The organism is Actinomadura roseirufa (assembly GCF_900659635.1).
Classification (GTDB): Bacteria; Actinomycetota; Actinomycetes; order Streptosporangiales; family Streptosporangiaceae; genus Spirillospora; species Spirillospora roseirufa.
Genome location: NZ_CAACVB010000104.1, coordinates 1 through 20374 on the forward strand (window position 1 = coordinate 1; position 20374 = coordinate 20374).

At 73.4% G+C, this 20374-nt stretch carries 15 protein-coding genes and 1 riboswitch; of the genes, 9 read left to right on the forward strand and 6 right to left on the reverse strand.

What is annotated here, in order from left to right; all coding sequences use genetic code 11:
- On the forward strand, positions 1–1140 hold a 1140-nt coding region (locus E1291_RS21810; protein ID WP_131739799.1), incomplete at its 5' end, for a tetratricopeptide repeat protein.
- Between the two features lie 333 nt (positions 1141–1473).
- Here the strand turns inward: E1291_RS21810 and E1291_RS21815 are convergent.
- Entirely contained in the window at positions 1474–2136 is a 663-nt protein-coding gene (locus E1291_RS21815) for a response regulator (RefSeq protein WP_278045278.1), read from the reverse strand.
- A 64-nt stretch (positions 2137–2200) separates the two neighbouring features.
- Between E1291_RS21815 and E1291_RS21820 the strand changes: the two genes are divergently transcribed.
- The 6 genes from E1291_RS21820 (at position 2201) to E1291_RS21845 (ending at position 10952) form a co-directional block, all read left to right on the forward strand.
- Entirely contained in the window at positions 2201–3334 is a 1134-nt protein-coding gene (locus E1291_RS21820) for an FHA domain-containing protein (RefSeq protein WP_131739803.1), read from the forward strand.
- A gap of 65 nt (positions 3335–3399) precedes the next feature.
- The gene (locus E1291_RS21825; protein WP_131739805.1) at positions 3400–4956 is read left to right on the forward strand and encodes a hypothetical protein; all 1557 of its coding nucleotides are present in this window, start codon (positions 3400–3402) and stop codon (positions 4954–4956) included.
- A complete protein-coding gene (locus E1291_RS21830; RefSeq protein ID WP_131739807.1) occupies positions 4953–6236 on the forward strand; it encodes a hypothetical protein in 1284 nt (427 codons plus the stop codon). Before E1291_RS21825 ends, E1291_RS21830 begins: the two co-directional genes overlap by 4 nt.
- Positions 6233–8233, forward strand: coding sequence for a vWA domain-containing protein (locus E1291_RS21835; RefSeq protein ID WP_131739809.1), 2001 nt, complete (start codon positions 6233–6235; stop codon positions 8231–8233). Before E1291_RS21830 ends, E1291_RS21835 begins: the two co-directional genes overlap by 4 nt.
- 35 nt (positions 8234–8268) lie before the next feature.
- Positions 8269–10071, forward strand: a complete 1803-nt coding sequence (locus E1291_RS21840; RefSeq protein WP_131739811.1) for a protein kinase domain-containing protein — start codon at positions 8269–8271, stop codon at positions 10069–10071.
- Between the two features lie 56 nt (positions 10072–10127).
- Entirely contained in the window at positions 10128–10952 is an 825-nt protein-coding gene (locus tag E1291_RS21845; RefSeq protein WP_131739813.1) for a helix-turn-helix domain-containing protein, read from the forward strand.
- 19 nt (positions 10953–10971) lie between these two features.
- Here the strand turns inward: E1291_RS21845 and E1291_RS21850 are convergent, their stop codons facing one another.
- A complete protein-coding gene (locus E1291_RS21850) occupies positions 10972–11763 on the reverse strand; it encodes a VOC family protein (RefSeq protein ID WP_131739815.1) in 792 nt (263 codons plus the stop codon).
- Between the two features lie 119 nt (positions 11764–11882).
- Positions 11883–12440 carry a hypothetical protein gene (locus E1291_RS21855; protein WP_131739816.1) on the reverse strand — a complete coding sequence of 186 codons (558 nt, stop codon included), beginning with the start codon at positions 12438–12440 and terminating at the stop codon, positions 11883–11885.
- Positions 12441–12594: 154 nt separating this feature from the next.
- On the opposite strand from E1291_RS21855, the gene E1291_RS21860 reads away from it, so the two are divergent.
- Complete coding sequence (locus E1291_RS21860; protein WP_131739818.1) at positions 12595–12954, forward strand: PLAT/LH2 domain-containing protein; 360 nt, start codon at positions 12595–12597, stop codon at positions 12952–12954.
- Positions 12955–12991: 37 nt separating this feature from the next.
- On the opposite strand, the gene E1291_RS21865 is transcribed toward E1291_RS21860, so the two are convergent.
- The 3 genes from E1291_RS21865 to E1291_RS21875 form a co-directional block, all read right to left on the reverse strand.
- Positions 12992–14134 (reverse strand): sensor histidine kinase, encoded by a 1143-nt coding sequence (locus E1291_RS21865; RefSeq protein ID WP_207400867.1) that lies wholly within the window; start codon positions 14132–14134, stop codon positions 12992–12994.
- A gap of 187 nt (positions 14135–14321) precedes the next feature.
- Complete coding sequence (locus E1291_RS21870) at positions 14322–14990, reverse strand: RloB family protein (protein ID WP_131739820.1); 669 nt, start codon at positions 14988–14990, stop codon at positions 14322–14324.
- On the reverse strand, positions 14923–16131 hold the full coding sequence (locus E1291_RS21875) for an AAA family ATPase (RefSeq protein ID WP_242614295.1): 1209 nt from the start codon (positions 16129–16131) through the stop codon (positions 14923–14925). Before E1291_RS21875 ends, E1291_RS21870 begins: the two co-directional genes overlap by 68 nt.
- Before the next feature lie 477 nt (positions 16132–16608).
- A riboswitch (S-adenosyl-L-homocysteine riboswitch) is annotated at positions 16609–16684 on the forward strand.
- Between the two features lie 14 nt (positions 16685–16698).
- Here E1291_RS21875 and metH point away from each other — a divergent pair.
- Positions 16699–20373, forward strand: coding sequence for a methionine synthase (gene metH, locus E1291_RS21880; protein WP_131739824.1), 3675 nt, complete (start codon positions 16699–16701; stop codon positions 20371–20373).
- The last annotated feature ends 1 nt before the right edge of the window (position 20374 follow it).

Here is a 20374-nt window from a genome sequence, read left to right on the forward strand (position 1 = left end):
GGCCGGCCGGCCCACGTCGCCCGGCTCGCCCGCGCCCTGGCCGTTCACCTGGAGTCGCGGGGGCACTGGGACACGGCGGCGCGGCTGCACGAACGCGCGGTCGCCGCCCGGCGCGAGCTGGGCGACCGCGCGGGGACGGCGCGCGCCCTCCAGGACCTCGCCCACATCCGTTTCCGCGGCGGCGAGTACGACGCGGCCTTGGAGGACGCGGGCCGCGCCCTGGCGATCCACCGCGCGTCGGGCGATCGGGTGGGCGAGGCGGACGTCCTCGGGCACATGAGCCTCGTGGCCTGGCACCGGTCGCGCTTCGCCGAGGCGCTGGAGCTGTGCCGTGAGGCGCTGGCGATCCGCCGCGCGCTGGGCGACCGGGGCGGCGAGGCGACCTGCCTCGACCACGCGGCGATCTTCCTGGAGTTCACCGGCGAGTACCGGGAGGCCGAGCGCCTCCGCGAGCGCGCCCTCGCCCTGTTCACCGAGATCGGCGACCCGCGCGGCCGGACGATGGCGCTCAACAACATGGGCGACCTGGCGCTGCGGATGGGGAAGGTCGACACGGCCCTCCGGCTCTACGCCGAGACGGCCGCCGCGGCGTCGGCGCTGGGCCGCCAGCACCAGGCCATCGCGCTCACCAACATGGGCAACGTCCACCGCTACGGCGGCGACCCCGAGGACGCCCTGGAGCAGTTCCGCCGCGCGCTGGCGATCACGATGGAGCTCGGCGACCGGCGCACCGAGGCCGAGATCCTGCTCGGCATCGGGGCGACGTTCCAGCAGATCGGGCGGCTCGGCGAGGCCATGATCCATCACCAGAAGGCCCTCGCCGTGGCCCGCGCGATCGACGAGCGCTACGAGGAGACGCAGGCCCTGCGGCGGATCGGCGAGGCGCTCGCCGGGTCGGGCCGCTACCCGGCGGCGGTGGAGCACTTCCGGCGGGCCCTGGAGCTCGCCGAGGCGATCGGCGTCCCGTACGAGGCGGCGAAGGCGCTCGCCGGCATGGGCTCGGCGCTGCTGCGCGTGCAGGGCGGCGAGGCCGCCCGGGAGTGCTGGATCCGGGCCCTGCAGATCTTCGACCGGATCGGCGTGACTGAGGCAGAGGCGGTCCGCCGGTCCCTCCGCGACACGGACGACGCCACCGGTTAAGTCCGGCATTTCGCACATTTACCCCAGTTAAGACTCTTCACTATTACCGCACTGCACAGAATCTCACAGGAGAAGATCGCCGTCAGCGGACCCCCCAAGCCCGAAATAGGCTAATATTTCGGGCGATAAACAAGGCAACTGTTATCAACCCGAAACGAGGAATATTCATGATCAAGCGCCTGCTCACCACCGTCCTGACGGCCACCGGCCTCGTCGTGGTCATGGCGGCGGAGGCGAGCGCGGCGGTGCTCGTGCACATGACCTGACCGAAATCCCGTTCGGGTCCGGTGGGGCGGGCTTCCGGTCCGGCGCACGCCCCACCCTGGGAAACGGTCAGGTTTCGTGAAGGCCGGCGTGGTGGGCCAGGAGGCCCGCCTGAGTGCGGTTGGCGCACTGGAGCTTGACCAGGAGGCGTGAGACGTAGCCCTTGACGGTGGCCTCCGTCAGGTGGAGGCGGCGGGCGATCTGCGCGTTGGACAGCCCCTCGCCCAGGCAGACGAGGACGTCGCGCTCGCGGCCGGTGAGGGCGGCGAGAAGCCCGGCGCGGCGCTCCTCTTCGCGGTGGCGGCCGGCGGCGGAGGCCAGCAGACGGCGGGTCGCCGCGGGCGACATCACGGTGTGACCGTCGGCGGCGACCCGGACGAGGGCGGCCAGATCCTCCGGCGGGGTGGACTTCAGCAGGAAGCCGGCCGCGCCGGCGCGCATCGCGCGCAGGACGTGGGCGTCGGCGTCGAAGGTGGTGAGCGCCACGACGGCGGGCGGGCGGCGCAGCGCGGTGATGCGCTCGGTGGCGGTGAGACCGTCCACGCCGGGCATTCGCAGGTCCATCAGGACGACGTCGGGGCGCAGCCGCAGCACGGCCTCGACCGCCTCGGCGCCGTCGTGCGCCTCGCCGACGACCTCGAGCCCGTCCGCCGCGCCGAGGATCGTGCGCAGGTGCGCGCACACCATCGGCTCGTCGTCGACCACGAGCAGCCTGACCGGTTCCGGGCCCACGGGACGGGTCCGCCTCCTCCCTGTTTCTCCGGTGCAGGGTATCTCCGGCACGTACGATTCCGGGATGCTCGTGTGGGATGCCGTCATCGATGTCTCGAACGTGTGCTGGTCCCCCCTGCTCCCGCCGCACGGCCGCCGCGCCCCGGTGTGGCGGCGGCTGGAACTGGTCATGAACGCCTGGCGGGAACTGCACGGCGGCGCGCGGTTCGAGCTGGTCGCCGACGACTCACTGGCCCGGACGCTGGACGACGCGCGGGGGCTGCGGCGGCTGATCGGCACGGGCGAGCTGGTGACGCGGCCGCTGGCCGACGCGCTGATCCTCGAACTGGCCCGGGACCGCGGCCTGCACGTCATCACCCGCGACCACTACGTCGACCACCGCGGCGACCACCCGTGGATCGAGACGGCGCCGGAGCGGTTCCACCGCTGGCGGGCCGACGGCGCGGGCGTCCGCTTCGAGCCGCTCGGCATCACGCCGTCCAGCCGGCAGACCGTCTCGGCGGCGCGGGAGGGCAAGGACCTGCGGCGGTCGCGGCTCGACCCGCGCAACCCGCTGCACCGGCGGATCCTCGGCACGCGGTGGACGTGCCGCAACGTCCTGTGCCCCGAGGCGGCGCACTGGCAGGACCAGTTGCTGGTGTGGCCGCGCCTGAACCGGGCGGGGGACGCGGTGTGCCCCACGTGCGAGGAGCCCCTGCTCGGGCTCGGGCCCCGCGACCCGCTGTACGAGATGGTCGTGGAGGACCGCGCGTCCGGCGGCGAGATCCTGCGGTTCCCGCTCGAGGTCGGCTGCCCGGTGGTCGTCGGGCGCGGGTCGCGGCTCAAGGGCGTGAACCTCGGCGTGGAGGGCACCGCCCATCCGGAGGCGGTCCGGCAGGTGAGCCGCCGCCACCTGCTGCTGCGCATGGACGTGGACGGCACGAACCGGCGCCTCGCGGTGACCGACCTCGGCGCGCGGAACGGGACGCGGGTGGAGCGGTGGGACGGCACGGCGCTCGGTCCGCCGAAGGCGGTCGCCGCGGACCGGGAGCTGTTCCTCGGGTTCAAGGATCGGCTCCTGCTGGGCGACGCGGTGACCCTCCGGCTGTCGGGCCGGCATTACGTCACGCATAGCGGAATGACCGAATCCTATGTTTCTTCCAGTACCAATTCGCAAAGCGCGCCGACCCTCGTCCGCGATTCCGAGGCCGCCGAGTGAAAACCACGCTGTCCGGCTTTTCGGAAGAGTGGCCTATATCGCCTGATCATCGCTAGGATTTCCCGGTGCTGATAAGCCTGACCCGAGTGGGGGCCGCGCGGCAGGCCGTGAGCAAGGGCGTCGTGGTGACGGGAGCCGATCCGCAGCGGATCGCGCACTCCCTTGACCCGTCGGCCCTGCCGCGCCTCGGCGGCGCCCCGCTGACCATCGTCCCGCACGAGCGCACCCCCGGGCTGCTGCTCATCCGGACGCCGCTGGCGTGGATGGGCGGCCCGCAGGCACGGGACGAGGCGTTCACCGCGCTCGGCCGGGCCACGGCACAGCTCATCTCCGCGGCCCGCGCGGCGGGGGCCCGGCTGCTGCCGACCGCGGTGACGCTGGGCGACGCCCCGCCGGTGCTCGGCGGCGACCTGCACGAACTGGAGGTGCTGGACGCCACCGAGCAGGAGGTCCTGTGCAACGCGCTGCGGCGGCACGTGCCGCTGCTGATCGCGCTCGCCGGACGCGGCGTCGTCGGCCCCGGGCTGCCCCGCGACCGCGTCGGGTCGCGCTGGCTCGTCGACTCGACCGAGCACCTCGCGACCCGCTACCTCGCCTCCACCTCCTCCGGGCACCTCGCGCACGTGCAGGCCGAACTGCGGCGCGGCGGCATCGCCCGGCTGGAGCAGATGGACGTGGCGCCCGTCGTGCACGCCGACGGCACGCGCACCGTCCTCGTCCGCTGCCTGGACGCGCAGGCGTCGCTGTCGGTGACCCGCGCGCACGCGGTGCTGCTGTGCGCCCTGGCGGTGCACGCCCGCCGGCTCGTCCGGTCGGGACGGCGGGAGGGGAACGTCCCGCAACGGCTGCTGGAGGAGAACCGGGCGCGGGCGGTCGCCGCGGGCGTGCGCGCCTCGCTCGGCACCGACTCGGCCCGCCCCGGCAGGCCCGCGGCGCACGGCTCGCGCCGCGGCGACGACCGGCGAGACCAGGACAAACGCGACCAGGACAGGCGCGAGGAGGAGCGCCCGGTGCGCCCGGCCCTGCCGGCGTGCCGCGACCTGCTGACCGAGCGGCGCGCCGACCTCACCAACATCGACGCGACCGTGGCGGAGCTGGGCCCGCTGCTGGCGGCGCTCGACCTGCCCGGACTCGGCGTGCCGTTCCGGCGCAGCGACGACGTCGTGCGGCGGTGGGCGGGCGAGGGTCCGGCCGGGTTCGAGGCGCGGCTGCTGGCGAGCCTGTGCGACGGCGGCCCCGGCGGGCCGGTCATGGCCGAGCTGAGCGCCGCGCATCCGGGCAAGGTGGGGCTCATCCTGGACTCGTGGCGGACGGCCCTCGCGGCGGGCGAGACGTCGCCGCCGCGCGGCGGGCGGACCGGCCGCGGTCCCGGCGACCGGGGCGGCGGCCGCGGCGGCGACCGGGGCTCCGGGAACCGCCAGGGCGGCAAGAACCGGCAGAACGGCGGCAACAGGCAGAACGGTGGCAACAGGCACGGTGGCGGGAACCGGCAGGGCGGTGGCAACAGGCAGGGCGGCGGCGGCAAGCGCGGCGGCCGTCCCGGCGGGCCGGGCGGTGGGCACGGCGGTGGGCACGGGGGCGGTCACGGGGGCGGGCACGGGCAGGGGGGTGACCGGGGATGACCGAGCGGCCCACCGGTGACGTCGAGATCATCCTGGATCTGCGCGAGTACCGTCCCGCCGTGACCGAGCGGCAGGACTTCAAGGCGCTCTGGAACAACATCGAGCCCGCGCTGACGGGCCGTGACCTGAGCGGCCGGTCCCACTACTTCATCGACACCCCGTCCGACGGGGCGGTCGGCATCGAGATCGCGCGGATCCGCCCCGGCGTCGGCGCGGTCGGGCCAGCGACCCGGTTCAGCGTCGTCGCCGTGCGGGAGCGTCCCGAGCTGCTGTACCGGTGCCGCGTCTGCACCGGCGAGGGCAGGCGGTCCTACGCGCCCTTCCTGTGCAAGGAGTGCCAGCAGGCGGGGCTGCCCGAGCGGGTGTGCGACGAGCACGTCGTCGTCCTGGCCGGATCCCTCCAGCCGGCGTGCCCCGACCACCGGCCCGCCTGCGCCGAGCGGGGCTGCGGGGCGCCCGGCACCTTCCGCTGCGCCGGGCCGCGCTGCCGCCAGCGCACCGCCTGGTGCGACGCGCACCGCCGCCGCCACCCCCACGACCGGGACGTCGACTACTGCCCGGCGTGCTACGACATCCGGTTCCCCGTCTGCGAGGAGCCGTCCTGCCGCGGCGTCGGCACGGTCGCCTGCGAGCACGTCGTGGACGGGACGGGCGGCCAGTGCGGGCGCCGGTCCTGCACCCGGCACGCGCACCGCTGGCAGGTGTACGGCGGCGAGCGCCTCGGCCTCGGGCTGTGCCGCGCGCACCGCGCCCGGAAGGACATGCCCGCGGAGACCGTGCTGTTCCAGATCGTCATGGCGTCCGCGGCGCGCCGCCCGGCCATGCGCCCGCCGAGCCTCGCGGGCCTCGCCCACACCCTCCGGCTCGCCGAGCAACGGCGGCTCGCGGTCGACTACCCGGGCATCCTGTCCCGGCTGGAGCGGCTGCACGACGAGCTGGCGCGGGCGAAGGCCCGGCCCCGCGGCGCCGAGGGACACCTGGCGGCGTGGCGCCGCCAGGCCGCGGCGGAGGGCGGCGCGCGGGCCGAGGGGCAGCGGATGCTGGAGCAGCTGCGGGCGCTGGTCCTGCAGCGGGACCGGCGGTACGGGGAGCCGATAGCGTCGAGCCTGCAGTTCGTCCAGTACAAGGCGCCGACCGCCCAGCGGCCCGGGCTGCTGTTCGTCGACGTGGCCGAGGAGCTGCGCGGCCTGTTCGCCGGGAAGGGACGCCAGCACCTGATCGCCTACGGGGAGCGGCTCGGCGTCCAGGTGAGGCTCGAAGGGGGAGGTCAACGGCGATGAGCCGGCCACTGCTGGACTCCGGATCGGGACGGCTGGTCCCCGTGCCCGACGGCGGGCCCATCGGCGCCGAGACGGTCGGCGTCGCCGCGTCCCTCGGCGCGGGCCACGCCCTGCTCACCGTGGAGACCGACGAGCCCGTCCGCGTCGCCGTCCGGCTGGCGCCGCTGGCGGAGGTGCCGGACGGCGTGCTCGCCGTCGGCCGCGCGCTGGCCGCGCACCTGGACCTCGGCACCGGCGAGAGCCGGTGGCGGCTGGAGCCCGTCACCCCGGTCGACCTGCGCCGGCTGCGGCTGGAGCTGCTCACCGAGGGGTCCATCGACGCGGCGGTCGCCGCGCTGGCCGCCGCCGGGCTGGACGGCCGGGTGCTGTGGCACTCCGCGCGGGACGAGCCGTGGCTGCCCGTCGAGGGCGTCGAGCACGAGATCCGCTCCGTGGACACCGCCGGGCCCACCGAGGTCGCCGCGCGGATCACGCCCGGCACCGAGATCGAGGTGTTCGCCGCCGGCGTGCGCAGCGGCGTCGACATCGTCATCCTGGCCGACTGCAGCGGCTCGATGCTCGTCGAGGACCTCGAACCCTACGGCGAGGGCGGCTTCTCCCCGGCGCGTCACGGCACCCGCATCAGCCGCACGCACGCGCTCCGGCAGGCCCTATACGACCTGCTGGAGGTCCGCCTCCGGGTGGACGGGCGCGTCTCCCGGGTCGCGCTGGTCGAGTTCACCGAGGAGACGACGACGCGGTTCCCGCGCACCGGCGGCATGGTCGAGCTGGACGGGTCGTCGCCGCCGGAGCTGGTCGCCGAGTTCCGGCACGCGATCGCCGTCCTGGCCGCCCAGAACGGTCGCCGCACCGACATCGGCAACGCCCTGCACGAGGCCGCGAACCTGCTCTACTACAGCGGCCGGCCCGACAACGAGAAGCTCATCGTGCTGGTGAGCGACGGCGCCAACTGGACGCCGCGCGGCGACCAGGGCACCGGCGAGGTCGTGGGCGCCTCCACCGAGCCGGTCAGCCTGATGGCGCACCTCCACCAGAACACCGGCATCCGCCTGCACGCCATCGGGATCAGCACGCCCGAGCACTACCAGCGGTGGATGGCGGTGATGCGGCAGTCGTTCAACCCCGCCCTCAACCCCAACCACGAGCTGCTGGAGCAGCTCGTGTCGGTCGGCGGCGGCGACCCCACGACGATCGGCGGGCTGGACGTGCTCGCCGCCTACTTCTCCGGGCTCGGCGCGGGCATCACCCGCGGCGTCCGCGTCGAGCGCGCGGGCGGCCGCCGGCCGGGACCGCTGCCCGCCGAGGCCGCCCGCCTGCTCGCCGACACCGGCCGGGCGCCGGCGGACGGGACGGCCGCGCGCCGGAGCCGGGTCGCCGGCGAGCTCGGGGAGCTGGCGGGCCGGTGCAACACCGAGGCCGAGCGCGTCTTCGGCCGCGCGCTCCTGGACGCCACGCAGGCGATGACCGCCGTGAAGCGGTCCCTGGCGAACCGGGGCACCGGCGACAACGCCGTCGTCCGGTTCACCCGCGACGTGAAGGCGTTCAGGCCGTCCGCGCTCCCCCAGGGCGCGGGCCGCGCGGTCACCGACGGGCACGCCGCCCTGACCGGCTACATCGACGACCTGCGCGGCGTCGAGCGCGACGGGTCCGTCGACCACGCGGCGCTGGCGGCCCTCGCCGGCGGGCCGCCCGCGGGCGATCCGGGCGCCGCCGTCGACGCCGCCGCCGAGCACCTGCTGGCGCTGCTGCGGGGCTGGCACGAGGCGCTGGCGGCGGAGCGGCCCGTGCGCGTGACCGTCCCGGACGGTCCCGCCTTCACCACCCGCGAGGACGGCGTCCCGGCCGGTGCCCGGTCCGGCGGTGACCACGGCGAAGGGCACGGCGGGGGGCACGGCGGCTCCGGACGCGCTCCCGGCGGCGATCCCGGCGACCTGAGCGGGACGACCTCCACCGGCTCCGATCCGGCGCCGGCCGGTGACTTCGTGTTCCGCGACTGACCGTGGCCCCTTCCGACCCGAGGCCGGGCTGGTGTGTGGGCCCCGACCACAGCCCCGACGAGTACACGCTGGTCGAGCCGGTCACCAGCGGCGGCGAGGGCGACGTGTGGCGGGCCCGGCGGCTGGAGCCGGACGGACGGCCGCGCGGCGGCGACTGGGCGATCAAGATGCTGCTGCCCGGCCATCCGGCCCTGTCCCGGACCGGCCGGGACCCGAACGAGGTGCTGCGGGCCTGGGACGAGCGCTGGTACAAGAACCGGCTCGACACCGGCGACCTGCGGGCGATCCCCGGCGTCGTCGTCCCCACCGAGACGTTCAACGGCCCGGCGCCGCACCCCGCCGGGCAGAAGCCGAAGGTCCGCGGCCTGTACATGGCCACGTCGTGGGTGCGCGGCGAGGACCTGCGCCACTGGGGCGGGCGGGCCGACCACCGGAGCCTCGCCAAGGTCGTCGCGGACCTGTGCCGCATCGTCGACGGCCTGCACGACCACGGCCGCATCCACGGCGACATCTCCCCCGGCAACGTCATGGTGGGGCCGGACGGCCGCGTCTCGCTGATCGACTTCACGTTCATGCGCTTCGCCGAGCTGTCGCGCACCACGATCGCGCTCACCCCCGGCTACGGCGCCCCGGAGAGCCGCGACGAGTCCACCATGGCGACCGACGCCTACGCCGTCGCCGCCGTGGCCTACTTCCTGCTGACCGGGCAGAAGCTGCCCACCGAGCCGCACACCGGCCTGCCCGCCCGCAACGCCGTGGAGGTCGCGGTGCGCGTGCTCACCGGGCGCGGCTGGTCCGCGGCGGCCACCGCGCACATCGCCGCCGGTCTGGCCCCCGACCCGGCGGCGCGGCCCGTCCCGCTGGCCGCGTGGGGCGAGCGGCTCGGCGAGCTGATCGTCGCCGAGGCCACCCAGGTCGGCTGCGTGGACGTCGCCAGCGACGCCGGCAACATCAGTGTCATGCTCACCGGGTCGCTGCTGGGCCTCACGGTGACGGGCCCGTGGCAGCCGCCGCCCGGCGGCCCGTCCACCGTCCGGGAGGTGACCGCGGAGACCGACGGCGCCGGACGCCTCGTCGTCTTCGTCAAGGAGAAGAACGGCCTGCTGTGGGGGGCGACGAAGGACCGCTGGCACCGGCTCACCGACGACCCCGTGCACGGCCCCGTCGTGGCCGTCCGCGACTACACGGGCTCCGTCTACTGCTACGCGCTCAGGGACGACCGGATGGTCGTCCACATCGCGGGGCCCAACGGCGACCACTGGGCCCCGGTCGACGTCTGCGTCACCGGCTCCGGGAGCGACATCGTCGCGGCCACCGTCACGCCGAAGGGCTGGTGCGTCGTCCTGGTCCGCGACGCGTCGGGCCTGCACTACCCGACCCGCGACGAGCAGGGCCGCGAGCACCTCGTGCGGGTGCTCGACTTCCCCGTCGCGGCGGCGGCGGTGGGGACGAGCCGATGGGGCGACCTGGAGGTGCTCGCGGTGGACGCCCGGTCCGGGCTGCTCATGTCCGTCGAGGAGCTGTCCGGCGGCTGGGCGCCGCCGGAGCCCGTCCCCGGGGCGCCCCGCCACGCCGAGCACCTCGCCGTCCTCGACCACCGCGAGGGCCGGACGGTCGCCGTCGCGGGCCGGCACGGGCTCTCGGTCGCGACCGCCGGCCGCTGGAGCACGCTGACCACCGAGCCTGCCGGCCCGGTCTCCCTCAAGCCCACGCGGAGCTGGCGGAACCAGCTGGTCGCGGTCGTCGGCGGACGGGCCGTCCTGTGGGGCGAGGACGACGACAAGCAATGGGTCCGCAAGGAGTGGTTCCCGGCCGAGACCGGCCCGGAGATCCACTGACGCTTTGTCACCGATTCGCTGCGCAGAGCGTCCGCGCATGGCGCACGATGGACGTCATGCCGGTCGACTATCGCGCACCGAACATCAACGCCCGGAGACTGGGTCTGCACTTCCGGCAGATCCGCGAGGCCCTCGAACTGTCCTACGACGAGGCGGCGACGCGGCTCGGCTGCGACGCCACCTGGCTGATCCGGCTGGAGACCGGCTTCGAGCGGATCACCCCCGACCGGGCCCGGGAGGTGCTGGACGGCTACGGCGTCCCGCCGCACGACATGCGCACGGTCGTGATCGACCTGGCCGCCCGCCCGGCCGGGCCGCCGTGGCTCGCCCGGCACGCCGGGCGGTTGAAGGCGCTCGTCCGCGACCTGTACACGCTGGAGTCCGAGGCGACCGTCATCCGCACCTACGGCATCGCCGCGATGCCGGAGCTGGTGCGCACCGAACCGTACGCCCGGCTCGGCTTCCGGTTCCACGTCCCCCCGGTCGACCCCGACGAGGCGTGGGACCTGCTGGAGCACCGCCAGCGGCACCGCCCCGCCGGGCGGCACCGCGCCCTCGACGTCATCGTCTGCGAGTCCACGCTGGTCGGCGGGCCGCCGGACGTCCGCGACGGGCAGCTCGCGCGGATGCTCGACCTGTCGGAGGACGAGCACGTCACCGTCCGCGTCGTCCCGATGAGCGCCAGGGCGCACCCGGGCCTGCACGGCTCGTTCGACGTGCTCGGGTTCCCGCTCATCCACGACCGCATCTCGGTCGTCCACACCGCCCTCGGCATCGACCTCGCGGGCTGTGACCTGACCGGCACCTGGGAGGGGATCGAGAAGGTCGCGCTCGCCCCCGGCCCCAGCCGCGACATGATCCACCGGAGGCTGCGCGGGTGACCCGGCGGACCGGCGGCGGTCAGAAGTCGATGTAGGGGCTGACGATCGCGAGGCGCGCGCCGGTGGGGTCGTTCATCACCGAGAACCGGGCGGTGCCGAGGACGTCGGTCGGCGGGACGCGGAGCCGCGCGCCCAGCTCGACGGCGCGGGAGGCGGAGACGTCGCAGTCGGAGACCGTGAAGTAGGGCATCCAGTGCGGGGGGTGGTCGGCCGGCCAGAACTCGTCCATGGGGACCATGCCGGCGACGGGCTGCTCGCCGATGTGCCAGACGATGTAGCCGGAGCGGTGGTAGCCGCGCTCCTCCGCCGTCCAGCCGAAGACCTCGCCGTAGAAGCGCCGGGCCTCCACGGTGTCGGGGCTGACCAGTTCGGCCCAGCGCATGGCGGACGGATCGGCCCAGACCGCCGCGCCCTGGAAGGCGAGCGGCTCCCAGACCGCGAAGTCGGCGCCCTGCGTGTCGGCGAACTGCGCCATGCGGCCGAGGTGCGCGACATCGCGCACCTCCGCGGTGGTCTGCCCGCCCGCGGCGGCCACGACCTCGCCGGCATCCTCGGCGGACTCCGTCCTGAAGTAGCAGGTCCAGGTGGGCGGAAGGGTGTCGTCGAGCAGTTCCTGCGCCCCGGCGACCTCCGGCCCCTGAACCCCGCCGAGCGTGAACATCTCGTAGTCGGTGTAGAAGTCGGCGCCCGACAGGGTGTAGGACGACCATCCGAAGAGCTCGGAGTAGAAGTGCCTGGATATGCCCATGTCGGGGGTGGACAGGTCCAGCCAGCAGGGTGCACCCACGGTGTACTGGGTCACCTCTGGCATCGGTGACCTCCCGAAGCACGCATGGACGACACGCTACGGACGGGCGCGCAATAGCGACGGCCACGGGACGCCAGGAGACCACCCAAGGTGGCTCAAACTTCGACCAATTCGGCGCGGGCTCAGCCCGCGACCACCGTCTGGAGCAGACCCCAGACGAAATGCGCCACATGCGTGGAGCCGTCCGGCGTGGTGAAGACGGCCTGCCAGCGGCCCGGGGCATCGCCGTCCCGGTGGGCCACGGCGCCGAAGCGGGCGTCCAGGTCGCCGACGACGCACGACCACGGCGCGAGGTCGGCGGCGGACTCCAGCCGCGGGACGGGCACGCCCGCCTCCCGGACGAGCCACTCCTGCGCCACCGTCCCGTCCGGCGCCAGCACGATCTCGAACCGGAGGCCCGGCCACAGCGGCAGCGGCGGCCAGCCCGCCGTCGCGCAGGCGACGTCGCCGGAGCGGCGCTCCCCGGTGACCGACGGCGGCCCGAGGACGGCCTCGTACCGGCGCCGCCCACGCGGGAACGTCCGCGACCGCACGATGCGCTGCCAGCGCGCGTTCACCTCGCGCATCTCCGTGCGTGAGGCGCCCAGCGCGCGCACGGCCTCCTCCACCAGTCCGGGCTGGTAGTCGGCCATGCGCCGCAACAGCACCAACTGGAACTCACGCCGCGCGAAACCCTCCATGGCCGCCCCACGCTACCCCCACACCCGACCCCGACGCCCCCCACCGCCGACGCCTAGCAAATGGTCACCATTCGGCTACTAAGAGTGAGAGTAGGCTCCAATCGGGCGTCCGGATCGGGCGCGCACCGACCTCGTGGAAGCAAGGGAGCCCCCCATGGCCCGTTACGAGATCACCGTGGAGACCGGCAACGTCGAGAACGCCGGGACCGACGCCAACGTGTCCATCACCCTCTACGGCCAGACCACGTCGGCGGGGCCGATCGGCCTCGACGACTCCCGGGACAACTTCGAGAGGGGCGCCACCGACCGCTTCGTCGTGGACCTGACCCCGGTCGGGCGGCTGCTCTCCATCGTGATCGGCCACGACAACAGCGGGAACAAGCCCGGGTGGTACCTGAACCGCGTCTTCATCAGCGACCCGTCCGAGACCGCGGAGTTCCCCGCCTACCGGTGGCTGGCCACCGACGAGAACGACGGCCGCACCCAGGTGCGGCTGGCCCGCGCGGGCGGCTGACCGGGCGGGCGGTCCGGCGGCGCGTCGTCCCCGGCGATCACGGCTCGCACGGGACCTCCACGGCGACCGTCGTCGGGCCCCCCGCGGGGCTCGTGACCCGGACGGTGCCGTCCAGGGCCGCGACGCGGCGGCGGATCCCCGCGATGCCGGTGCCGCGCGTCTCGTCCGCGCCGCCGATCCCGTCGTCGGTGACCTCGATCCACAGCCGGGCGTCCGCCCGCTCGACGTGGACCACGGCCTGGGTGGCGTGGCCGTGCTCGGCCGTGTTGGCGAGCGCCTCGGTCACCGCGTAGTAGGCCACGGTCTCGACGGCGGACGGGACGGCGCCCAGCGCGCCGACGCGCAGCCGGGTCGGGACGGCGGCGTCGGCGGCCAGCGCCGCCAGCGCCCCGTCCAGGCCCCGGTCCGCGAGGATCGGCGAGTACACGGTGCGGGCCACCTTGCGCAGTTCCGTCATGGCCTCCTCGATCCCCTCGTGCGCCTCCCCCACCAGGCGGGCCACGCCCTCGGGGACGCCGGTGAGCGACTCGCGGGCCAGCCCGAGCCGCACCGCGATCGCCACCAGCCGGGCCTGGACGCCGTCGTGCAGGTCGCGTTCGATCCTGCGCAGCTCGGCGGCGTGCGCGTCCAGGGCCCCCGCACGCGTCCTGGTCAGCGCCCTCACCCGCTGGGTCAGCAGCTCGGCCGCCGACGGCGCCAGCAGGACGAGGCAGATCCGGGCGTGGGCGCGCGCCAGCGGCGGGCCGCCCCACCGGGCCGCCGCGGCGAGCACGGCGGCCTGCAGCGGCGCCGCGGTCAGCGCGGTCGTCCAGTCGTCCACCGGGACGTCCCCCACCAGGCGCGGTACCGCGCTCGCGGGGAAGAGCCACCACATCGTCATGGCCCACGCGGCCGTGAGGGCGTTGGCGGAGCACAGCATCAGGGCCAGCCCCAGGGGCAGCACCGTGGCCACGTGCACCAGCGGCCAGAGCACGCCCCGGCGCAGGAGCGGCCCGACGCGCCGCCCGGCCGCGGGACGGGCGGGCACCGCGACGCCGAGCAGCCGCCCCGCGCGCCGCCGGTGCCACTCCCCCCAGGCGCGCCCCCGGGACGGCAGGACGAGCAGCGGCGCCGCGACCACCGTGGCGAGGGCGGTCACCAGGCCGCCCACCAGGTAGGCCCCAGTCCCCAGTCGCCGCACGCCCGTCCCTTTCCTTCCGCCGAATGCTCAGTATCCGACTCCGGCGGCGCCGGGACACTACAGCCGCCTGTACCTTCACCCCCCCGCGGCCGCTTTCTTCTCGCGGAGGGGCTCCGGGCCCCGCGGCAGCTGGGCCGGATACCCGCATCGCCGCCGATCGGGCCGGTGGGCGGGCCTCCGATGCTCGCTAGGGCGGGGAGCCGATGATCTTCTCGACCAGTCTCCAAGCGGTGCTCGACGGATTTCGGGGTCGCTCACCATCGTCGGGTTGAAGCCTGCGCGCCCTGTCGCACGCCGACCTGACCCCCGCGGCGAAGTCCGGGTACCGAGTCCCGGCCTCCGACCAGCCCGGCAGCAGGGCGTTCAGCCTCTGCTTCGCCTCCTTCGCCGACTGGAAGGGACGCGTGTGATCGTCCAAATGCAGGATCAGCCAGAACTCGAAACAGGGCGAAGAGAGCGCGAGGCGGACATCCGCCCTGCGAGCCGCATCAAGGAGCCTTGAGACAAGGCCGTCGGAGAGCTCGGTGTCGAGCACGCACCACACCTCGTCGTACTCACCCGTGCGGCGGCGGGCGGCCTCCCACACCAGGCCCACATGGTCACAGTCCGGCGCGTCGACGGCGAGCTGGGGCCCGCGGCGAGCACGCATTCCCGTGAAATAGAGCTTTTCCGTCTTCCCTTCACAGAGAACGAGAAAACTGCGCCGTTCCTCCCGCGAGCCGCTGGGCCTGCGCTGCAGATTGGTCTCAGTTCGGGGCCTGCCGCCCCGGGCTGGACGCCCGGCGCGCCTAGGACTCTTCGACGACATCGACGGCGACCTCACGGGCCGCCAGTGCGGCGGCGAACAACTCGTCATTCACCACGGGGACGGCTCCGTAGCGTCCGGCCAGATAGCGGCGCTCGCGATTCTCATCCTTACGCGGCTTGAAGTCCGACACGGGGAAGAGTTCGGTCGCCCCGCTCTCGTCCTTCTCCGTGAACCAGATGTGGTCGCGTTTCAGTACCTCTTCCCCCTGGATCCGGCCGAGCAGCGACACGTCGTGACTGGTGAAAATCAGCTGGGCTCCATGGGGGTTGTTCTCCCGGTCGCGAAAGAGTTTGATCAGCTGTGCGGTGAGGAACGGGTGAAGACTGGAATCGAGCTCGTCCACCACGAAGGGAACGCCCCTGTCAAGCGCCCCGAAGGCCGGTCTCGCCAGCCGGAACAGGGACTGCGTCCCGGTCGACTGCTCCCCCAGACTCAATACCGCCTTACCATCGGCGCCTCTATGCCGGAACGTCAGGCGTTTCCGCCGGGGCGGCTCATATCCTTGCCTCCGCCCTGACAGCCTGTTCACACGCGCGGCGTACTCCTCTTCACTCTCTGCCACCAAAACCGCGTCTTCGATACCGGTATCGGCGGCTCGAAGCAACCGGACGATGCGTTTGAGATCGGCGCCTTCAGAATACAAGTTCATGCCTAGGGCCAGGTCACGAGAGGTGCGCCAGGCGATCCGCCTGAACCACTCGTATACAGGAAGTAGCACCCGCTGCTTGGAACGGACACCGACTGACAGGAACAAGACATTCGACTCGGTGAGCTGTGCGACCTGCTTCAATCCCTCGGGAGAGTTCTCACCATAACTGTACTCGTCCCCGCGACGGTGGAAAACCACTCGCTTCCGCTTGTGCGGATAGCTGTACATCCATTCTTCAATGACGCAGTGGTCGTCGAGTGCGAAACCGTATGTGTAACGAACATCATCGATGACCACATCCACCACGAATGTGGACGGTTCGTCGAGCGAGGCCGGGTCCAGCGCGAACGGGTAGCGATCAACGCCCCCGTCCGGCTCGCTCTCCCTGAAGGACTCGCGAACCATCGCGACCATATACGCCAGCGCGTCGATCACGTTGGACTTGCCGGAGGCGTTGGCACCGAAGATCCCGGCGACCGGGAGGGCCTCCCAGGGCACCTCCGCCGGCTCGTCGTCGGAGTAGGCGGGCGTGAGCAGCAACTGTTGCTCGGTCCGCAGCGATCGAAAGTTCGCTACGCGGAAACTCAGCAACATGGGACTCCCGACCTCCGTTCGGAGACTATCTCACCCACTAGTGTGACGGAAAATCACCTAGGACAACACTAGTAACTATGCGCAACCATCGATGACCCTTCACTGAAGCCACCCAAACCCCCATGGGTCCAGCCTGTCGCGCGGCCCTTCAGCACAGCCGCGTCGACTCAAATCAGAAGCGAAGCTGGACTTTTCCGACGTTTACCACGTGTCGGGCGGCAGAGATTCACTCAGGTGCCCGGCCGGTGAACTGCGATTTCAGCGGCGATCGACGCGGCCGCCGGACTCCGTTCACCAGGACCTGACCACAGGTTTCCTCACAGGACCGCGTGGCGTCGGACTCCGCAGCCGCGCCCCCGGCCGTCCGGTCCGGGGCGGCCGGTGGGCTTTTTCTCCGTTGGGGAGTCGGAGTATCGTCGGGGGCAGGCCGAGAGGCGTTGCAACGGACGCGAGTCCGCCACGCTCGGCCTGGAATCTGCACTAAGGGCGCCTCTCTTTATGGGAGGTTGCCGCATGACCAGTGCCGACGCGCGTGGAGGGGCCGTTCGCGAGGGCGGGCGGGACGCCGGGGAGCGGGCGCTGCGCGAGCTCTTCGACCGGCGCATCGCGGTGCTCGACGGGGCCTGGGGCACGATGCTCCAGGGCGCGGGCCTCACCCCCGCCGACTACCGCGACGAGCGGTTCAAGGACCACCCCCAGGACGTCACGGGCGACCCCGACCTGCTGAACCTCACGCGTCCCGACGTCATCCTGGACGTCCACCGGCAGTACCTGGCGGCGGGCGCGGACATCACGACGACCAATACCTTCACCGCGACCGGAATCGGCCAGGCCGACTACGGGCTCGGCTCGTGGGTGCGGGAGATGAACCTGGAGGCCGCGCGGCTGGCGCGCCAGGCGGCGGACGAGGCGGGCGGACGGTTCGTGGCCGGGTCGGTGGGCCCGCTGAACGTCACGCTGTCGCTGTCGCCGAAGGTCGAGGAGCCGGCGTTCCGGGCGGTGACGTTCGAGGAGGTCCGCGCCTCCTACGCCGAGCAGATCCAGGCGCTGTCCGACGGCGGCGTCGACCTGCTGCTGATCGAGACGATCTTCGACACGCTCAACGCCAAGGCCGCGATCGCGGCGGCGCGCGACGTCGCCCCGCACCTGCCGCTGTGGCTGTCGGTCACGATCGTGGACCTGAGCGGGCGGACGCTGTCCGGCCAGACGGTCGAGGCGTTCTGGCGGTCGATCGAGCACGCCGAGCCGCTGGTGGTCGGGGTGAACTGCGCGCTGGGCGCCGAGGAGACGCGGCCGCACATCGCCGAGCTGTCGCGGCTGGCGGGCACCTACACGGCGTCCCACCCGAACGCGGGGCTGCCGAACCCGTTCGGGGGCTACGACCAGACCCCGGAGGAAACGGGGCGGCTGCTCGGCGAGTTCGCCTCGGCCGGGATGGTCAACGTGGTCGGCGGCTGCTGCGGGACGAGCCCCGCGCACATCGCGCGGATCGTCGAGGCCGTCCGCGACCTGGCGCCGCGGCCCGTCCCGGCGCCGCCCGAGCGCACCCGGTTCAGCGGGCTGGAGCCCCTGGAGATCGGCGCCGACACCGGTTTCGTCATGATCGGCGAGCGGACGAACGTCACCGGCTCGGCCAGGTTCCGGCGGCTGATCGAGGCGGGCGACCACCAGGCGGCCGTGGACGTCGCGCTGGAGCAGGTCCGCGGCGGCGCGAACCTGCTGGACGTCAACATGGACGCCGACCTGCTCGACAGCGAGCGGGAGATGGTCACCTTCCTCAACCTGATCGCGACGGAGCCGGAGGCGGCCCGGCTCCCGGTGGTGATCGACAGCTCGCGGTGGAGCGTGCTGGAGGCCGGGCTGCGGTGCGTGCAGGGCAAGGGCGTCGTCAACTCGATCAGCCTCAAGGAGGGCGAGGGCCCGTTCCTGGAGCAGGCGCGGCGCATCCGCGGGTACGGCGCGGGCGTGGTCGTCATGGCGTTCGACGAGGAGGGGCAGGCCGACACCGCCGAGCGCAAGGTGGAGATCTGCGGGCGGGCCTACGACCTGCTCACCACCCGGGCGGGTTTCCCCGCCGGGGACATCATCTTCGATCCCAACGTCCTCGCGGTCGCCACCGGGATGAGCGAGCACAACGGGTACGCCAAGGCGTTCCTCGACGCGCTGCCGCGCATCAAGGAGCGCTGCCCCGGCGCGCTGATCAGCGGCGGCATCTCCAACCTGTCGTTCGCGTTCCGCGGCAACGACGTCGTGCGCGAGGCGATGAACTCGGCGTTCCTGTTCCACGCCGTCCGCGCCGGGCTCGACATGGGCATCGTCAACGCGGGTCAGCTCGCCGTCTACGAGGACATCCCCGCCGACCTGCTCGGGCTCGTCGAGGACGTGCTGTTCGACCGGCACCCGGAGGCCACCGACCGGCTCGTCGCGTTCGCCGGGACGGTCACCGGCTCCGGCACCCGCCGCGCCGCGGACCTGTCCTGGCGCGAGGGGCCGGTGGAGGAGCGCCTCGCGCACGCGCTCGTGCACGGCATCGTCGACTTCATCGTGGAGGACACGGAAGAGGCGAGGGCGCGGGCGGCACGTCCCCTGGAGGTGATCGAGGGGCCGCTCATGGACGGCATGAAGATCGTGGGCGACCTGTTCGGCTCGGGGAAGATGTTCCTACCCCAGGTGGTCAAGAGCGCGCGGGTGATGAAGCGCTCGGTGGCCTACCTGGAGCCGTTCATGGAGGCCGAGAAGGAGGAGGCGCGCCGGGCCGGGACCGCCGAGGAGCGGGAGGAGGCGGCCAAGGGCGCGGGCAAGGTCGTGCTCGCGACGGTCAAGGGCGACGTGCACGACATCGGCAAGAACATCGTCGGCGTCGTCCTCGGCTGCAACAACTACGAGGTCGTCGACCTCGGCGTGATGGTGCCCGCGGCGACCATCCTGGACACCGCGGTCGCGGAGGGCGCCGACGCGGTGGGGCTGTCCGGGCTGATCACCCCGTCGCTGGACGAGATGGTGTCGGTGGCCGCGGAGATGCAGCGGCGCGGGCTGCGGCTCCCGCTGCTGATCGGCGGCGCGACGACCTCGCGCCAGCACACGGCGGTCCGGGTCGCCCCCGCCTACGAGGGCACGACCGTCCACGTGCTCGACGCGTCCCGCGTCGTCGGGGTGGTGTCGGACCTGCTGAACACCGATCAGGCCGAGGCGCTGGCCGAGCGCAACCGCGCCGAGCAGGAGCGGCTGCGCGAGCAGCACGCGGCCCGGCACGGCACCCCGCTGCTGGCGCTCGGGCGGGCGCGCGCCAACCCCGAGCGGGTCGCGTTCGAGGACCTGCCGGTTCCGGCGTTCACCGGGACGCGCGCCGTCGAGCCGGACCTGACCGCGCTGCGCGAGATGATCGACTGGCAGTTCCTGTTCCTGGCCTGGGAGCTGAAGGGCAAGTACCCGGCGATCCTGGAGCGGCCGGAGGCGCGCGAGCTGTTCGACGACGCGAACACGCTGCTGGACGAGATCATCGACGGCGGCCTGCTCCAGGCCGCCGGCGTCCACGGCTTCTGGCCCGCGCACGCCGACGGCGACGACATCGTGCTCGGCGGCGGGGGCCCGCGCTTCCCGATGCTGCGCCAGCAGACCGTCAAGCCGGAGGGACGGCCCAACCGCTGCCTCGCCGACTACATCGCCCCGGCGGGCGACCATCTGGGCGGGTTCGCCGTCACGATCCACGGCGCGGACAAGCTCGCCGCCTCGTTCGAGGCGGACCACGACGACTACCGGGCCATCATGGTCAAGGCCCTGGCGGACCGGCTCGCCGAGGCGTTCGCCGAGCACGTCCACCTGGAGGCGCGGCGGGCCTGGTTCGAGCCGGACGCCGACCCGGTGATCGAGGACCTGCACGCCGAGCGGTTCCGGGGCATCCGCCCGGCGCTCGGCTACCCCGCGAGCCCCGACCACTCCCTGAAGCGGGAGCTGTTCGGGCTGCTGGACGCCGACCGCGCCGGCATCGGCCTCACCGAGAGCTTCGCGATGTCCCCGGCCGCCAGCGTCAGCGGGCTGATCTTCGCGCATCCGTCGTCGCGCTACTTCACCGTGGGACGCGTCGGCGAGGACCAGGTCCGCGACTACGCCGGGCGGCGGGGGGTCGACCTCGCCGAGGCCGAGCGCCTGCTGCGTCCCAACCTCGCGTACGAGCCGCCCGCCCGGTAGG